The 13,751-nt window shown below is 65.6% G+C and carries 11 protein-coding genes; 7 read left to right on the top strand and 4 right to left on the bottom strand.

Going from position 1 to position 13,751, the window contains the following annotated elements; genetic code table 11:
* Nucleotides 1–14 precede the first annotated feature (14 nt).
* A complete protein-coding gene (locus KHN96_RS12650) occupies nt 15–998 on the bottom strand; it encodes a KpsF/GutQ family sugar-phosphate isomerase (RefSeq protein WP_045785739.1) in 984 nt (327 codons plus the stop codon).
* A 313-nt stretch (nt 999–1,311) separates the two neighbouring features.
* Here KHN96_RS12650 and KHN96_RS12645 point away from each other — a divergent pair, with 313 nt between their 5' ends.
* Entirely contained in the window at nt 1,312–3,291 is a 1,980-nt protein-coding gene (locus tag KHN96_RS12645; RefSeq protein WP_045787755.1) for a monovalent cation:proton antiporter family protein, read from the top strand.
* Nucleotides 3,292–3,303: 12 nt separating this feature from the next.
* Here the strand turns inward: KHN96_RS12645 and KHN96_RS12640 are convergent, their stop codons facing one another.
* Both KHN96_RS12640 and KHN96_RS12635 read right to left on the bottom strand, forming a co-directional pair.
* Entirely contained in the window at nt 3,304–3,708 is a 405-nt protein-coding gene (locus KHN96_RS12640; protein ID WP_045785740.1) for a ribbon-helix-helix domain-containing protein, read from the bottom strand.
* 51 nt (nt 3,709–3,759) lie between these two features.
* The gene (locus tag KHN96_RS12635; protein WP_045785741.1) at nt 3,760–4,338 is read right to left on the bottom strand and encodes a DJ-1/PfpI family protein; all 579 of its coding nucleotides are present in this window, start codon (nt 4,336–4,338) and stop codon (nt 3,760–3,762) included.
* A gap of 109 nt (nt 4,339–4,447) precedes the next feature.
* Here KHN96_RS12635 and KHN96_RS12630 point away from each other — a divergent pair, with 109 nt between their 5' ends.
* The 3 genes from KHN96_RS12630 (at nt 4,448) to KHN96_RS12620 (ending at nt 7,489) form a co-directional block, all read left to right on the top strand.
* Nucleotides 4,448–5,056: an adenine phosphoribosyltransferase gene (locus tag KHN96_RS12630; RefSeq protein WP_045785742.1), complete on the top strand. Its 609-nt coding sequence runs from the start codon at nt 4,448–4,450 to the stop codon at nt 5,054–5,056.
* A 121-nt stretch (nt 5,057–5,177) separates the two neighbouring features.
* On the top strand, nt 5,178–5,798 hold the full coding sequence (locus KHN96_RS12625; protein ID WP_062739098.1) for a LysE family translocator: 621 nt from the start codon (nt 5,178–5,180) through the stop codon (nt 5,796–5,798).
* Nucleotides 5,799–5,812: 14 nt separating this feature from the next.
* Nucleotides 5,813–7,489 (top strand): Na/Pi cotransporter family protein, encoded by a 1,677-nt coding sequence (locus tag KHN96_RS12620; RefSeq protein ID WP_062739097.1) that lies wholly within the window; start codon nt 5,813–5,815, stop codon nt 7,487–7,489.
* A 49-nt stretch (nt 7,490–7,538) separates the two neighbouring features.
* Here the strand turns inward: KHN96_RS12620 and uvrA are convergent, their stop codons facing one another.
* Nucleotides 7,539–10,403 carry an excinuclease ABC subunit UvrA gene (gene uvrA, locus KHN96_RS12615; RefSeq protein ID WP_045785745.1) on the bottom strand — a complete coding sequence of 955 codons (2,865 nt, stop codon included), beginning with the start codon at nt 10,401–10,403 and terminating at the stop codon, nt 7,539–7,541.
* A gap of 244 nt (nt 10,404–10,647) precedes the next feature.
* Between uvrA and KHN96_RS12610 the strand changes: the two genes are divergently transcribed.
* The 3 genes from KHN96_RS12610 (at nt 10,648) to KHN96_RS12600 (ending at nt 13,688) form a co-directional block, all read left to right on the top strand.
* Nucleotides 10,648–11,811 (top strand): MFS transporter, encoded by a 1,164-nt coding sequence (locus KHN96_RS12610; protein WP_062739118.1) that lies wholly within the window; start codon nt 10,648–10,650, stop codon nt 11,809–11,811.
* A gap of 89 nt (nt 11,812–11,900) precedes the next feature.
* The gene (locus tag KHN96_RS12605; RefSeq protein WP_045785747.1) at nt 11,901–12,440 is read left to right on the top strand and encodes a single-stranded DNA-binding protein; all 540 of its coding nucleotides are present in this window, start codon (nt 11,901–11,903) and stop codon (nt 12,438–12,440) included.
* A gap of 465 nt (nt 12,441–12,905) precedes the next feature.
* Nucleotides 12,906–13,688 (top strand): bestrophin-like domain, encoded by a 783-nt coding sequence (locus KHN96_RS12600; RefSeq protein ID WP_062739096.1) that lies wholly within the window; start codon nt 12,906–12,908, stop codon nt 13,686–13,688.
* Nucleotides 13,689–13,751 lie beyond the last annotated feature (63 nt).

Genomic DNA, 13,751 nt, shown 5'->3' with positions numbered 1-13,751 from the left:
GCGAAAGGTGTCCCTCAGATGACCTTGGCGCGCGTCAGGTCGTGGATGTGCAGCGCACCGACGAGCAGCCCGGCGGCATCGACGACCAGGAGCTGGTTGATGCGGTGCGTTTCCATCACTTCGACGGCTTCGACGGCGAGCTGGTCGGGACCGATCGCGCGCGGATTGCGGTGCATGACTTCGTGCATCGGCACGGTGCGCCAGTCGCGCGGGGTTTCGAGCAGGCGGCGCAGGTCGCCGTCGGTGAAGACGCCGACCGCGCGGCCTTGCGCATCCACCACGGCGGTCATCGCCATGCCCTTGCGGGTGATTTCCATCAGCGCCTGCGACAGCGGCGTGTCTTCGGTCACGCGCGGGATGGCGTCGCCCGAGCGCATGACGTCGCGCACGTGCGTGAGCAGCTTGCGGCCGAGCGAGCCGCCCGGGTGCGAGCGGGCGAAGTCGTCTGCGCCGAAGCCGCGCGCGTCGAGCACCGCCACGGCCAGTGCGTCACCGAGTGCGATCTGCGCGGTGGTGCTCGCGGTGGGCGCGAGGTTCAGCGGGCAGGCTTCGACGTCGACGTGCGAGTTGAGCACGACATCCGCATGCTTGCCGAGCGAGGACTGCGGGTTGCCCGTCACGGCGATCAGCTTGGCGCCCAGCCGCTTGATGAGCGGCAGGATGGCGTTGAGCTCCGACACCTCGCCGGAATTGGAGAAGCCGATGAAGACGTCGTCACGCGTGACCATGCCGAGGTCGCCATGGCTGGCTTCGGCGGGGTGCACGAAAAACGCCGGCGTGCCGGTCGAGGCCAGCGTGGCGGCGATCTTGCGCGCGATGTGGCCCGATTTGCCCATGCCGGACACGACCACGCGGCCGGTGCAGCCGAGCACCATCTCGACCGCGCGCGCGAAGTCGGCGGACACCTGGGATTTGAGGCCCAGCACGGCTTGCGCTTCGATGTCGAAGGTCTGCTGCGCCAGCGCGAGCGCTCGATCGGGATTGAAATTCGCTATCATGGCGGCGAAGTATAACAATAAGCCACGATCCGCTTCCGGCGCGTCGTGGCTGGTCTTGCGGGGGGCAGCGGGGCGTGCGGGCGCCCTGTTTTGCTGCGCCGCGGCAATCCGCTTTCCGACCCGTTTCCGTCCCGTCGCCACGCCGTCATTTTTTGCTCTGCGGCGTCCCGCGCATCGCGTTCTTCGTTTATATCTGGCATCGGTCTTGCAGCGCGCCGCGTGCTGTTGGCGGCATGCGCGTCGCCGGCACCGTTCTGATGCGCGGCATCCGGCCGCCCTGTCCAACCTCTTTCGCCTGGTTTTTTCGCGTCGCATGCATTCGCCGCTGGAGCTCACTCTTGTCTTGTTGGCCGCCGCCGTGATCGGCGTGGTGCTGTTCCGCATGCTGCAGCTGCCGCCGATGCTGGCCTATCTGGTGGTGGGCGTGCTGATCGGGCCGAAGGCGACGGGGCTGGAGTCCGATTCTGCCCAGACGCGCTACCTGGCCGAGTTCGGGGTGGTGTTCCTGATGTTCTCGATCGGGCTGGAATTCAACCTCTCCAAGCTGCGCTCGATGCGGCGGCTGGTGCTGGGGCTGGGCGCGTCGCAGGTGGTGCTGACTATGCTGCTGACGATTCCGGTGTCGCTGCTGCTGTCGTACTGGTATCCGCTGTCGTGGCAGGCAGGGCTGGCGCTGGGCGGCGCGCTGGCGATGTCGTCGACGGCCATCGTCTCAAAGATGCTGGCCGAGCGCCTGCAGCTGGAGACGGAGCACGGCCGCAACATCATCAGCGTGCTGCTGTTCCAGGACCTGGCGGTGGTGCTGCTGCTGATCGTCATTCCGTCGCTCGGGAAGAACCCGAAAGACCTGGCGCTGGCGCTTTCCATTGCCGCGCTGAAGATCACCGTGGCGCTGGTGCTGATCCTGTTCCTGGGGCAGAAGCTGCTCTCGCGCTGGTTCCACCTGGTGGCGGCGCGCCGCTCGCAGGAGCTTTTCATGCTGAACCTGCTGCTGGTCACGCTCGGTATGGCGGCGCTCACGGAGCGGCTGGGCCTGTCGATGGCGCTGGGTGCGTTCCTGGCCGGCATGCTGGTGTCGGAAACGCCGTACAAGCTGCAGGTGGAAGAAGACATCAAGCCGTTCCGCGACGTGCTGCTCGGCCTGTTCTTCGTGACAGTGGGCATGCTGCTGGACCCGCGTGTCGTGCTCGAGCATTGGGGGCTCGTGCTGGCCCTGGTGCTGGGCCCGGTGCTGTTCAAGTTCGTGCTGATCGCGTTGCTCGCGCGGGCGTTCGGCTCCGGGGGCGGCGCGGCGATCCGCACGGCGCTGGGGCTTGCGCAGGCCGGTGAATTCGGCTTCGTGCTGCTCAACCAGATCGACGGCATGAAGCTGATCGATCCGCTGCTCGGGCAGGCCATTCTGGCGGCGATGCTGCTGTCGATGCTGCTGGCGCCGTTCCTGATCCAGTACAGCGACGTGATCGCCATGCGGCTCTCGCGCACGGACTGGCTGATGCAATCGCTGGCGATGACGAAGATCGCCGCGCAAAGCATCGCTACCGAGGGCCACGTCATCATCTGCGGCTATGGGCGCAGCGGCCAGAACCTGGCGCACATGCTGGAGCAGGAAGGCATCGGTTACGTGGCGCTGGATCTGGACCCGGACCGCGTCCGCGACGCCGCGGCGGCCGGCGAACACGTGGTCTACGGCGATGCGGCGCGCCGCGAATCGCTGGTGGCGGCCGGTATCCACCGCGCGGCGGCGGTGGCCATCACGTATGCCGATACGCCCTCGGCGCTGAAAGTGCTGCACCATGTGCAGGCGTTGGAGCCCACGCTACCCGTGATCGTGCGCACCATTGACGATGCCGACCTGGACCGCCTGCAGCAGGCCGGCGCCACTGAGGTCGTCCCGGAGATCATCGAAGGCAGCCTCATGCTGGCCTCGCACGCGCTGGTGCTGCTCGGCGTGCCGCTGCGCCGCGTGGTGCGGCGTGCCCAGGAGATGCGCGACGCGCGCTACAGCCTGCTGCGCGGCTACTTCCACGGCCAGGACGACGAAGAAGACATGCTCGAGCGCGAGGCCGTGCGGCTGCATTCGGTGCCGCTGGTCGAAGGCTCGCCCGCCATTGGCCGCAAGCTCGGCACGATGGGGCTGGAGACGTTCAAGACTTCCGTGACGGCGATCCGGCGGCAGGGGATTCGCGCACTCGATCCGGAGCCCGATACCGTGCTGGAACAGGGCGACATCGTCGTGCTGCGGGGCACGCCGGAAGGGCTGCAACTGGCGGAGGAGCGCCTCTCGCCGCGCTGAAGGCCGGGCCGCCTATTTGGTGAGCGCTTCCAGCAGCGGCCCACGCGAGCGGCGCGGCGGTGGCGCATCGGCCATGCTGGGCGGCAGCCCGTCGAGCACTGCCGCGGCATCGAGCGAGCGGATCGACACCCGTGTGTCAGCCGGAATACGGCCCTCCTGCTGCAGCATCAGGTAGCGCAGGCAGCAGACGCGCAGGAACGACGCAAAGTTCGCCACTTCGCCGCGCCGCTCCAGCAGTTCGTCGTAGAGCTTGCTGATGAGCTGGTTGACCGTCAGGCCGTCACGCTGGCCGATCTCTTCAAGCACCTCCCAGAACAGGCACTCCAGCCGCACGCTGGTTGCCACGCCATGCAGGCGTAGCGAACGCGCGAGGCTGTCGTACGAGTGAGGATTGGCGCGGATGAAGATTTCGCACATGGCCGGGGCTCCTGAAGGCGCCCGCGGATCCGGTACCGGCGGGCAGCCGGATCAGTGTAGGACCCGCGTGCCCAGGACTTCAAGAAACTGTGCAAGCCAGGCCGGATGCGCCGGCCAAGCGGGCGCCGTGACGAGCTTGCCGTCGGTATGGGCCTGGTCGACCGGGATGTCCTTGAAGGTGCCGCCCGCCGCCGTGACTTCAGGGCCACACGCCGGATACGCCGAGCACACCTTGCCCTCCAGCACGCCCGCCGCCGACAGCAACTGCGCGCCGTGACAGATGGCCGCGATGGGTTTGTCGGCCTGGGCGAAGTGCCGGACGATCTCCAGCACGCGGGCGTTCAGGCGCAGGTATTCGGGGGCGCGGCCGCCGGGCACGAGAAGTGCGTCGTACGTGGCCGGATCGACGTCGGCAAAGCCGGCGTTGAGCGTGAAACGGTGGCCGGGCTTTTCGGAGTAGGTCTGCGCGCCTTCGAAGTCGTGGACGGCGGTGGCCACGGTGTCACCTGCCTTCTTGTCGGGGCAGATGGCATGGACGGTGTGGCCCACCACCTGCAGCGCCTGGAAGGGCACCATGACTTCGTAGTCCTCCACGTAGTCGCCCACCAGCATCAGAATTTTCTTAGCCATTGCCGTGTCTCCTGTATGGTTGCGGTTTGCCCATTGTGGTTCGGCGCCATTCGGCCCGGGTGGTAGCCCATTACCGCAGACCACGTTTTCCCCGCTTTTTGCTTCTGCCATGAGCCAAGTCCCGCACCCTCAGGCGGCGTTGCTGACGCCGTCGTCCGTTCCCGCGTCTACCGAGCTGGGCGACGTGTCGCGCTACCTGCGCGACCGCATCCGCACAGTGCCGGACTGGCCGCAGGCCGGGGTGATGTTTCGCGACATCACGCCGCTGCTGCAGGACCCGAAGAGCCTGCGCGTGCTGGTGGATGTGTTCGTGCACCGCTACATGGGTCAGGGGCTGAGCCTGGTGGCGGGCATCGACGCGCGCGGCTTCATCCTCGGCTCGATCGTCGCGTACGAGCTGAACCTCGGTTTCGTGCCGATCCGGAAGAAGGGCAAGCTGCCGTTCACGACGGTGGCCGAGGAATACATGCTCGAGTACGGCAGCGCCACGGTGGAAATTCACGCCGATGCCTGCAAGCCCGGCGACCGCGTCCTGCTGATCGACGACCTGATCGCCACGGGCGGCACCATGATGGCCGGCAAGCGCCTGCTGGAGCGCCTGGGCGCGACGGTGGTGGAGGGCGCGGCGATTGTCGACCTGCCAGAGCTGGGCGGGTCGCGCCTGCTGATCGAAGGCGGGCTGCCGCTTTTTACGGTGTGCCGCTTCGACGGCCATTGAGCGCGCCCGGGCGATGCCTGCGCCGCGTATGCTCATGTGACAAAAATATGACGCTCTGCCGCCGTGCGCAGTAGCATGGACCCTTTCCGCGGTTCCTTTCCGATCTGGCCGAGAGACGCCGATGCCACACGTAGTGCTGTTCCTGCTGACTTCCATTGCCATCACCGTGATGCCCGGGCCGGACAACCTGCAGGTCATCGCGCGCGGCGCAAGCCAGGGCCGCAAGGCAGGGCTGGCAGCCGCGGCCGGCTTTGCGTCCGGCTGCCTGTTCCATACGACGCTTGCGGCGCTGGGGCTCGCTGCGGTGCTGCAATCGTCGCCGCTGGCATTTCAGGCGATCCGCTGGCTGGGCGCGGCTTACCTGGTCTGGCTGGGCCTGCAGGCGCTGCGCAGCAAGGGTGGCGTCGGCCTGAAGAATGCTGGACCGCAGGCGGCGCCGGACCTGTGGCACGTGTACCGTCAGAGCGTGGTCGCCAATGTGCTCAACCCGAAGGTGACGCTCTTCTTCGTCGTGTTCCTGCCGCAGTTCGTTGACGCGCAGGCCGGCCATGCTGCATTGCAGATGCTGTTGCTGGGCGGCGTGTTCATGGCGCAGACCGTCGTCGTGTTCAGTCTGTACGGCTGGTGTGCGGCAGCGCTGGGCGGCTGGATGCGCCGCACGCCGCGCGCGTCGCTGTGGCTCGATCGGGTGAGCGGCTGCATCTTCATCGGACTGGGCCTGCGTGTGGCGCTGACCAAGTAGCGCAACGGACTTCCATGTATACGCTGCTCAAACTGCTTTCCGGCGTGGCCCTGCTGGTGTGGGGCACGCAGACCGTCAAGGTCGGCATGCTGCGCCTGTACGGCGCCGACCTGCGCCGCCTGCTCTCGCGAAGCGTGTCGAACCGGTTCTCCGCGCTGCTCGCGGGCATCGGGGTGACGTGTCTCGTGCAGAGCAGCAATGCCACGGCCACCATCGTCGGGGCGTTTGTCGCGCAAGGGCTGATGAGCGTGTCGGCGGCGCTGGCGATCCTGCTGGGCGCAAACGTGGGCACGGCCATCATGGCCCAGGTGTTTGCGCTGGACCTGTCGTGGCTTTCGCCGCTCCTGATCTTCTTCGGCGTGATCCTGCACCTCTCGCGCAAGGGCAGCCCGGTCGGGCACTTCGGGCGCGTGCTGATCGGCCTCGGGTTGATCATGATGGCGCTGGAGCTGATTTCCGTGGCCTCGAGTCCGATGGTCGAAGCGAATGCGCTGCGCGTGCTGCTTGGCTCCATCTCGTCGGACACCGGCCTGAACATGCTGATTGGGGCGGTGCTCACGCTGCTGTGCTATTCGAGCCTGGCGGTGGTGCTGTTCTGCGCAACGCTGGCGACGTCGGCGGCGGTGTCGGTCAAGGTGGCGTTTGCGATTGTGCTGGGGGCCAACATTGGCAGCGCCGTGGCCGCGCTGGCGACCACGCCGTCATCGAGCCAGGCGGCGCGCCGGGCCACGCTCGGCAACCTGCTGTCGCGGCTGCTCGGTGCGGCGCTGGCGCTGCCGTTCCTCGGCACGCTGGCCGAACTCGCGCCGCATGCGGGGGTGGCGCTGCAGCATATGGTGGTGGCGTTCCACGTGGTATTCAACGTGGCCCTGGCGGCGCTGCTGATCGGCCTGACCGACCACATGGCCCGGCTGTGCGCGCGCATCCTGCCGGGCGGCGCGCATATCGACGACCTCGTCGCGCCGCGCTATCTCGATCCTTCGGCGCTGGCCACGCCAACGTTGGCGCTGGGCAATGCCGCACGCGAAGTGCTGCGCATCGGCGACCGCGTCGAGCACATGCTCGACAACACCCTGCGCGTGCTCAAGACGAACGACGCGCGCCTGCTGCAGACCACCCGCGCCATCGACGACGAGGTCGACGCGCTGTACACCGCCATCAAGCTCTACCTCACGCAGCTGAGCCACGAGGCGCTCGATGCGCGCGAGGGCAAGCGCTGGGCTGACATCATCTCGCTCACGATCAACCTTGAGCACGCCGGCGACATCCTCGACCGCCTGCTGCAGGATGTGCGCGAGAAGAAGATCGCGCACAAGCTGGCGTTTTCCGAGGCCGGCATGCAGGAGCTGGAGGACATGCATGGGCGGCTGGTCGTCAACCTCAAGCTTGCGCTGTCGGTGTTCCTGACGGGCGACCTGCGCAGCGCCCAGACGCTGATGCTGGAGAAGGCGCACTTCCGCGACCTGGAGAAACGCTACGCGCGCAGCCACCTCACGCGCGTGTCGGCGCAGACGGCGGAGAGCATCGAGACGAGTTCGCTGCATCTGGACATCATCAGCGATTTCAAGCGGCTGAACTCGCTGTTCTGCGCGGCGGCGTATCCGGTGCTGGATGAGGCCGGGGTGCTGAACCGCAGCCGGATGAAGGACGCGGACGAAGTCGACGCGGAAGCCGCGCCGGCCAGCCACTAAGACAAAAGCGCAGCCGAAGCTGCGCTTTCTGTTTGCCGCATCGCTGTGCTTACTTGCGTTTGAGCAGCGGCGCCAGGTACTTGCCGGTAAAGCTCGCCTTGTTCCGCGCCACGTCTTCGGGCGTGCCCTTGGCGATGATCTGCCCGCCGCCCGCACCGCCTTCCGGCCCAAGGTCGAGCAGCCAGTCGGCCGTTTTGATCACGTCCAGATTGTGCTCGATGATGACGATCGTATTGCCATGGTCACGCAGCTTGTAGATGACCTTGAGCAACAGCTCGATGTCGTGGAAGTGCAGGCCGGTGGTCGGCTCGTCCAGGATGTACAGGGTGCGGCCCGTGTCGCGTTTCGACAGCTCGAGCGACAGCTTCACGCGCTGCGCTTCACCGCCCGACAGCGTGGTCGCCGATTGCCCCAGGCGGATGTAGCCAAGGCCAACATCCAGCAGCGTCTGCAGCTTGCGGCGCACGACTGGCACCGGCGCGAAGAACTCGTGCGCCTGCTCCACCGTCATCTCCAGCACTTCGGTGATGTTCTTGCCCTTGTAGAGCACTTCGAGCGTTTCGCGGTTGTAGCGCTTGCCGTGGCACACGTCGCACGGCACGTACACGTCGGGCAGGAAGTGCATCTCGACCTTGAGCACGCCGTCGCCCTGGCAGGCCTCGCAGCGGCCGCCCTTGACGTTGAACGAGAAGCGGCCCGGGTCGTACCCGCGCTCCTTGGCCGCCGGCACGCCAGCAAACAATTCGCGGATCGGTGTGAACAGGCCCGTGTACGTGGCCGGGTTCGAGCGCGGCGTGCGGCCGATCGGCGACTGGTCGACGTTGATGACCTTGTCGAAATGCTCGAGCCCCTCAATGCGGTCGTGCGGTGCCGGCTCCGGCGTCGAGCCGTACAGATGGCGCGCCACCGCGTGATACAGCGTGTCGTTGATCAGCGTCGACTTGCCCGAGCCCGACACGCCCGTGATGCACGTGAGCAGCCCGATCGGGATGTCCGCCGACACGTTCTTCAGGTTGTTGCCCGTGGCGTTGATGATGCGCAGCCAGCGCTCGTCGTCCGGCGCCGTGCGCTGCTTGGGCACCTCGATGCGGCGCTTGCCCGACAGGTAGTCGCCCGTGAGCGATGCCGGCGATTGCTCGATCTGCATCGGCGTGCCCTCGGCGATGATCTGACCGCCGTGCACGCCGGCGCCCGGGCCGATGTCCACCACGTAGTCCGACGCGCGGATCATGTCCTCGTCGTGCTCGACCACCAGCACCGAGTTGCCGAGATCGCGCAGGTGCTTGAGCGTGCCGATCAGGCGGTCGTTGTCGCGCTGGTGCAGGCCGATGGACGGCTCATCAAGCACGTACATCACGCCGGTCAGCCCCGAGCCGATCTGCGACGCCAGGCGGATGCGCTGCGCCTCGCCGCCCGAGAGCGTATCGGCGCTGCGCTCCAGCGATAGGTAATCGAGCCCGACGTTGTTCAGGAAGTTCAGCCGCGCGGTGATCTCCTTGACGATCTTGTCGGCAATCTCGCGCTTGGCGCCGTGCAGGTTCAGCGTGAGGAAATACGTGAGCGCGTCGCGCAGCGGCCAGCCGTTGATCTCGTAGATGCCGCGGGCCTGGTCGCCTTCGCCCACCTTGACGAAGCGGGCCTCGCGGCGCAGGCGGGTGCCGTGGCACTCCGGGCACGCCTGGTTGTTCTGGTACTTGGCCAGCTCCTCGCGCACGGCAATGGAGTCGGTCTCCTTGTAGCGCCGCTCGAGGTTCGGGATGATGCCCTCGAACGCGTGCTCGCGCACCGTCGTCTTGCCGCGTTCGTTGATGTACGTGAACGGAATCTGCTGCTTGCCCGAGCCGTGCAGCACGATCTGCTGGATTTCCTGCGGCAGCTCTTCGAACGGCACGTCGATGTCGACGTCGTAGAACGCCGCCAGGCTCTGCAGCATCTGGAAGTAGAACTGGTTGCGGCGGTCCCACCCCTTGATGGCGCCCGAGGCCAGCGACAGGTTCGGGAAGGCCACCACGCGCTTCGGATCGAAGAACGTGATCTGGCCCAGGCCGTCGCAGTGCGGGCAGGCGCCCATCGGGTTGTTGAACGAGAACAGCCGCGGCTCCAGCTCCTGCAGCGAATACGAGCAGATCGGGCACGCAAACTTGGAGCTGAAGACGTGTTCGCGGCCCGTATCCATTTCCAGCGCCACGGCGCGGCCGTCGGCCAGGCGCAGCGCGGTTTCGAACGATTCGGCCAGGCGCTGCTTGAGCTCCGGGTTGACCTTCACGCGGTCGACCACCACGTCGATCGAGTGCTTGTCGTTCTTCTTCAGCCTGGGCAGGTCGTCGACCTCGTAGACCCGGGCCTCGGCCTCATGCGCGGTGCCGCCGCCCGAGCGCACCCGAAAGCGCACGAAGCCCTGCGCCTGCATCGCCTCGAACAGGTCGACATGCTCGCCCTTGCGGTTGACCACCACGGGCGCCAGGATCATCAGCTTGGTGTCGGCCGGCAGCGCCAGCACGGCGTCCACCATTTGTGACACGCTCTGCGCTTCCAGCGGCTGGCCGTGGTCGGGGCAGTAGGGGGTGCCGGCGCGCGCATACAGCAGACGCAGGTAGTCGTGGATCTCGGTGACCGTGCCGACGGTGGAGCGCGGGTTGTGGCTGGTGGCCTTCTGTTCGATGGAGATGGCCGGCGACAGGCCTTCGATCAGGTCCACATCCGGCTTTTCCATCAGCTGCAGGAACTGCCGCGCGTAGGCAGAAAGTGACTCGACATAGCGCCGCTGCCCCTCCGCGTACAGCGTGTCGAACGCCAGCGACGACTTGCCCGACCCCGAAAGCCCGGTGATCACGACCAGCTTGTTGCGCGGCAGATCCAGGTTGATGTTCTTCAGGTTGTGGGTACGGGCCCCACGAATCTTGATTTCGTCCATGTGTGGCTGAATGCGGCTCAATGCGGCGTCGGGTGCGGACCGCCTGCGGCAATCGGCGGGAGGGGGTGGAAAAGGGTAAGCCTGCTAATATACCGAACTTCGGTTTTGCCGGTGTCCGCGCCCAGATGGGGCGATTGGCGAGGCCGTTCAAGTGTCTTTGTCGCCGCATTCCTTTCGTGTGTTCTGCGGCGGTTTCCGCGCCATGTCTTCCGCTTCCCCGTCCATGATTTCCGCTTCCGGCCGCATGACCGGCCTCGAGCTGCGTGCGGCCGCTTCGCTGGCCGGCATCTTCGCGCTGCGCATGTTGGGCCTGTTCATGATCATGCCGGTCTTCGCGGTGTTCGCGAAAACGCTGCCCGACGGCAACAACACGCAGCTCGTCGCCTTCGCCATCGGCGTGTACGGCCTGACGCAGGCGGTGCTCTACATCCCGTACGGCTGGCTGTCTGACCGCTTCGGGCGCAAGCCCGTCATTGTTGCGGGCCTGGTGATCTTCGCGGTGGGCAGCCTGGTGGCGGCGTTTTCGCACAGCGTCGCGGGCATCGCCGTGGGGCGGGCCATCCAGGGCGCGGGAGCCATCTCATCGGCGGTGATCGCCTTCGTGGCCGACCTCACGCGCGAAGAGCAACGCACCAAGGCCATGGCCATGATTGGCGGCAGCATCGGCGTGTCGTTTGCCGTGGCCATCGTGAGCGCGCCGGTCATCTTCCGCTGGGTCGGCATGCCGGGGATGTTCCTGGCGATTGGCGTGCTGGCCATCGTCGCCATCGGCGTGGTGATGTGGGTGGTGCCGAATGCGCCGCGCCCGCCCGCGCACGTGAAGGCGCCGTTCCGCGAAGTGCTGCACAACCCCGAGCTGCTGCGCCTGAACTTTGGCGTGTTCGCCCTGCATGCCACACAGACGGCCCTGTTCGTCGTGCTGCCGCACATGCTGGAAGCTGCCGGCCTGCCCGTCGATTCGCACTGGAAGATTTACCTGCCGGTGATGGGCGTGTCGTTCGTGCTGATGGTGCCGGCCATCATTGCGGCGGAGAAGCGCGGCAGGATGAAGGCCGTGCTGCTCTGCGCCGTCGCGCTGGTGATGGTGGCGCAACTGGCGCTGGGCGAAGTGCATCCGACGCTGGCGGCCCTGTCGATCGCGCTGCTGGTCTACTTCCTCGGCTTCAACGTGCTGGAGGCGTCGCAGCCATCGCTGGTGTCGAAGTACGCGCCGGGCGTACGCAAGGGCGCGGCCATGGGCGTATACAACACGACGCAGGCCCTGGGCCTGTTTGCGGGCGGCGCCGGCGGCGGCTGGATTCTGCTGCACGTGGGGCAGCATGCCGTATTTTTGACCTGCGCGGCGCTGGCTTTGGCGTGGCTTATAATCGCCAGCCCCATGCAGATGCCGGCGTTGCGTCGGCACTAGGGTCGGCATTCAGCGCTACACTTTCAGTCGGCCTTTTTTTCGTTAGCCCTTTACGGCGGCATCCCTTCAATTACCTTCGGAAACTCATCATGGCGTCCGTCAACAAAGTCATCATCGTCGGCAATCTCGGTGCCGACCCGGAAACGCGTTACATGCCCAGCGGCGACGCCGTCACCAACATCCGCGTGGCCACCACGGACCGCTACAAGGACAAGGCCAGCGGCGAAATGCGCGAAGCCACCGAATGGCACCGCATCGCCTTCTTCGGCCGCCTGGCGGAAATCGCCGGCGAATACCTGAAAAAGGGCTCGCAGGTCTACGTCGAAGGGCGCCTCAAGACCCGCCAGTGGGAGAAGGACGGCCAGAAGCAATACAGCACCGAAATCGTCGCAGAGCAGATGCAGATGCTCGGCGGCCGCCAAGGCATGGGCGGTGAGGGCGGTGGTGGCTACTCCCGCGGCGGAGAAGGCGGCGGTGGGGGTTACGGCGGCGGCCGCAGCCAGGGCCAGGGCGGTGGCGGCGGCTACTCGCGCGGCGGCGAGGCCGGTGCCGGCCAGGGCGGCAGCGCACGCCGTCAGCCCGCGCCGTCGAATGGCTTCGAGGACATGGACGACGATATCCCGTTCTGACCAACGTACCCGTCAGACAAAGGAAGATTCCTCCCTGAGCTTTGATGGGTAAAAAAACTGAATGCAGGGCGCCGCTAAGGCGCCCTTTTTCATTGGGCAGCCCGCCCACACCGGATTGGTCTGTGACCGTAGCCCCACGGTCGGCGCTTGGGAAGCGCGGCATGAGCAAACTTGTGCCTACCTCGCTCAACTCGACCGCGTTGCGGCGTCCACCGGCACGTTCGATGACCGCGCTTGCGTGTGCGGGAACGGACTACAGCCACCAGCACGCCAGTTGGTTGAGACAAAAGGCTGCCGTATCTCTCATATTTGATATACTTATCAAGATTGATAGAATCGATTTTTTGAGCAGCGGGTCTCCGGCGGCGTAGCGGCTGGGCACATGGTTGGCGCGGCAGCAGACATGCCCCGCCTCCCGCGGGCGGCGAGCCCGGAACTCGAACCCGAATTTGGCAGGCATCCGCAATGAGCATACTTGGTCGCTGTATTACGATTTCGATTGCCACCTTTTCTTGTGCAATTGCCGGCGTCTATGTGCACAAGCTGTTTCCGGTAGATATCAGCCTGTCTGAAGATATCATCAAATCTGTTTCAGGCTTGATCGGCACGCTGTTTGCCATCGTTCTAGGCCTTCTCGTATCTTCTTCCTACGCCACGTTCAACAATCATCAGGCCGATTTCAATTCCTTGATCAACGCCGTGGGGAATATTGATCTTCTGCTCAAGCAATTTCCCGGCGTCTCCGATAAGCCAAGGACAATGCTGCGCCGGATGGTCGTTCGCCTGCTGCAACGATATTGGTCGGATCAGGGCAGCCAGCAGGCGACAGAGGTAAGCTACGCGCACCTTTCCGAGGACGTCGAGACGATGCTGGAGATCAACAGGATCTCCGAGGGGTTTGAAGCCGTCACCCGCGACGACCTTAACGCTATCCGCCAGTTTTCCAGCAACTTTATTGCCATCCAATCGAATATCGTCAGGAGTCTTTCAAATCAGGTGCCTGCACTGCTTCTTGTCATTGTGTTTGGCTGGGCCTGTCTGCTGTTTTTTCTTTATGGAAGCCTCAGTGGCGGCAATATCGTCGGAATACTGTTTATATTGTTGGGCGCCGTCGCTATCGCAAGCGCCAATTTCTTGATACTGGAACTGACCCATCCGTATCAGGGCCTGTTCAAGGTCTCCAGCGCCCCATTCGACCTGCTGCTGCGGTCCATGATCCAGGAGGGCGATGCGTCGGGCCACGACTGACCCCCGGCTGTCGCGGGCGCTGCGACACAGACCCAGGGGCACGATCCGATGGGCGATATGCGC

Source organism: Ralstonia mannitolilytica, from assembly GCF_905397375.1.
Classification (GTDB): Bacteria; Pseudomonadota; Gammaproteobacteria; order Burkholderiales; family Burkholderiaceae; genus Ralstonia; species Ralstonia mannitolilytica.
Note: the sequence above shows the minus strand (reverse complement) of the source record. Positions and strands in the feature narration are given on the sequence as shown.

Coding starts and splice junctions, on each gene's coding strand:
- KHN96_RS12610 (WP_062739118.1), top strand. CDS start 10,648: ATGACCGGCCTCGAGCTGCGTGCGGCCGCTTCGCTGGCCGGCATCTTC.
- KHN96_RS12645 (WP_045787755.1), top strand. CDS start 1,312: ATGCATTCGCCGCTGGAGCTCACTCTTGTCTTGTTGGCCGCCGCCGTG.
- KHN96_RS12650 (WP_045785739.1), bottom strand. CDS start 998: ATGATAGCGAATTTCAATCCCGATCGAGCGCTCGCGCTGGCGCAGCAG.
- uvrA (WP_045785745.1), bottom strand. CDS start 10,403: ATGGACGAAATCAAGATTCGTGGGGCCCGTACCCACAACCTGAAGAAC.
- KHN96_RS12625 (WP_062739098.1), top strand. CDS start 5,178: ATGCCACACGTAGTGCTGTTCCTGCTGACTTCCATTGCCATCACCGTG.
- KHN96_RS12600 (WP_062739096.1), top strand. CDS start 12,906: ATGAGCATACTTGGTCGCTGTATTACGATTTCGATTGCCACCTTTTCT.
- KHN96_RS12635 (WP_045785741.1), bottom strand. CDS start 4,338: ATGGCTAAGAAAATTCTGATGCTGGTGGGCGACTACGTGGAGGACTAC.
- KHN96_RS12630 (WP_045785742.1), top strand. CDS start 4,448: ATGAGCCAAGTCCCGCACCCTCAGGCGGCGTTGCTGACGCCGTCGTCC.
- KHN96_RS12640 (WP_045785740.1), bottom strand. CDS start 3,708: ATGTGCGAAATCTTCATCCGCGCCAATCCTCACTCGTACGACAGCCTC.
- KHN96_RS12620 (WP_062739097.1), top strand. CDS start 5,813: ATGTATACGCTGCTCAAACTGCTTTCCGGCGTGGCCCTGCTGGTGTGG.
- KHN96_RS12605 (WP_045785747.1), top strand. CDS start 11,901: ATGGCGTCCGTCAACAAAGTCATCATCGTCGGCAATCTCGGTGCCGAC.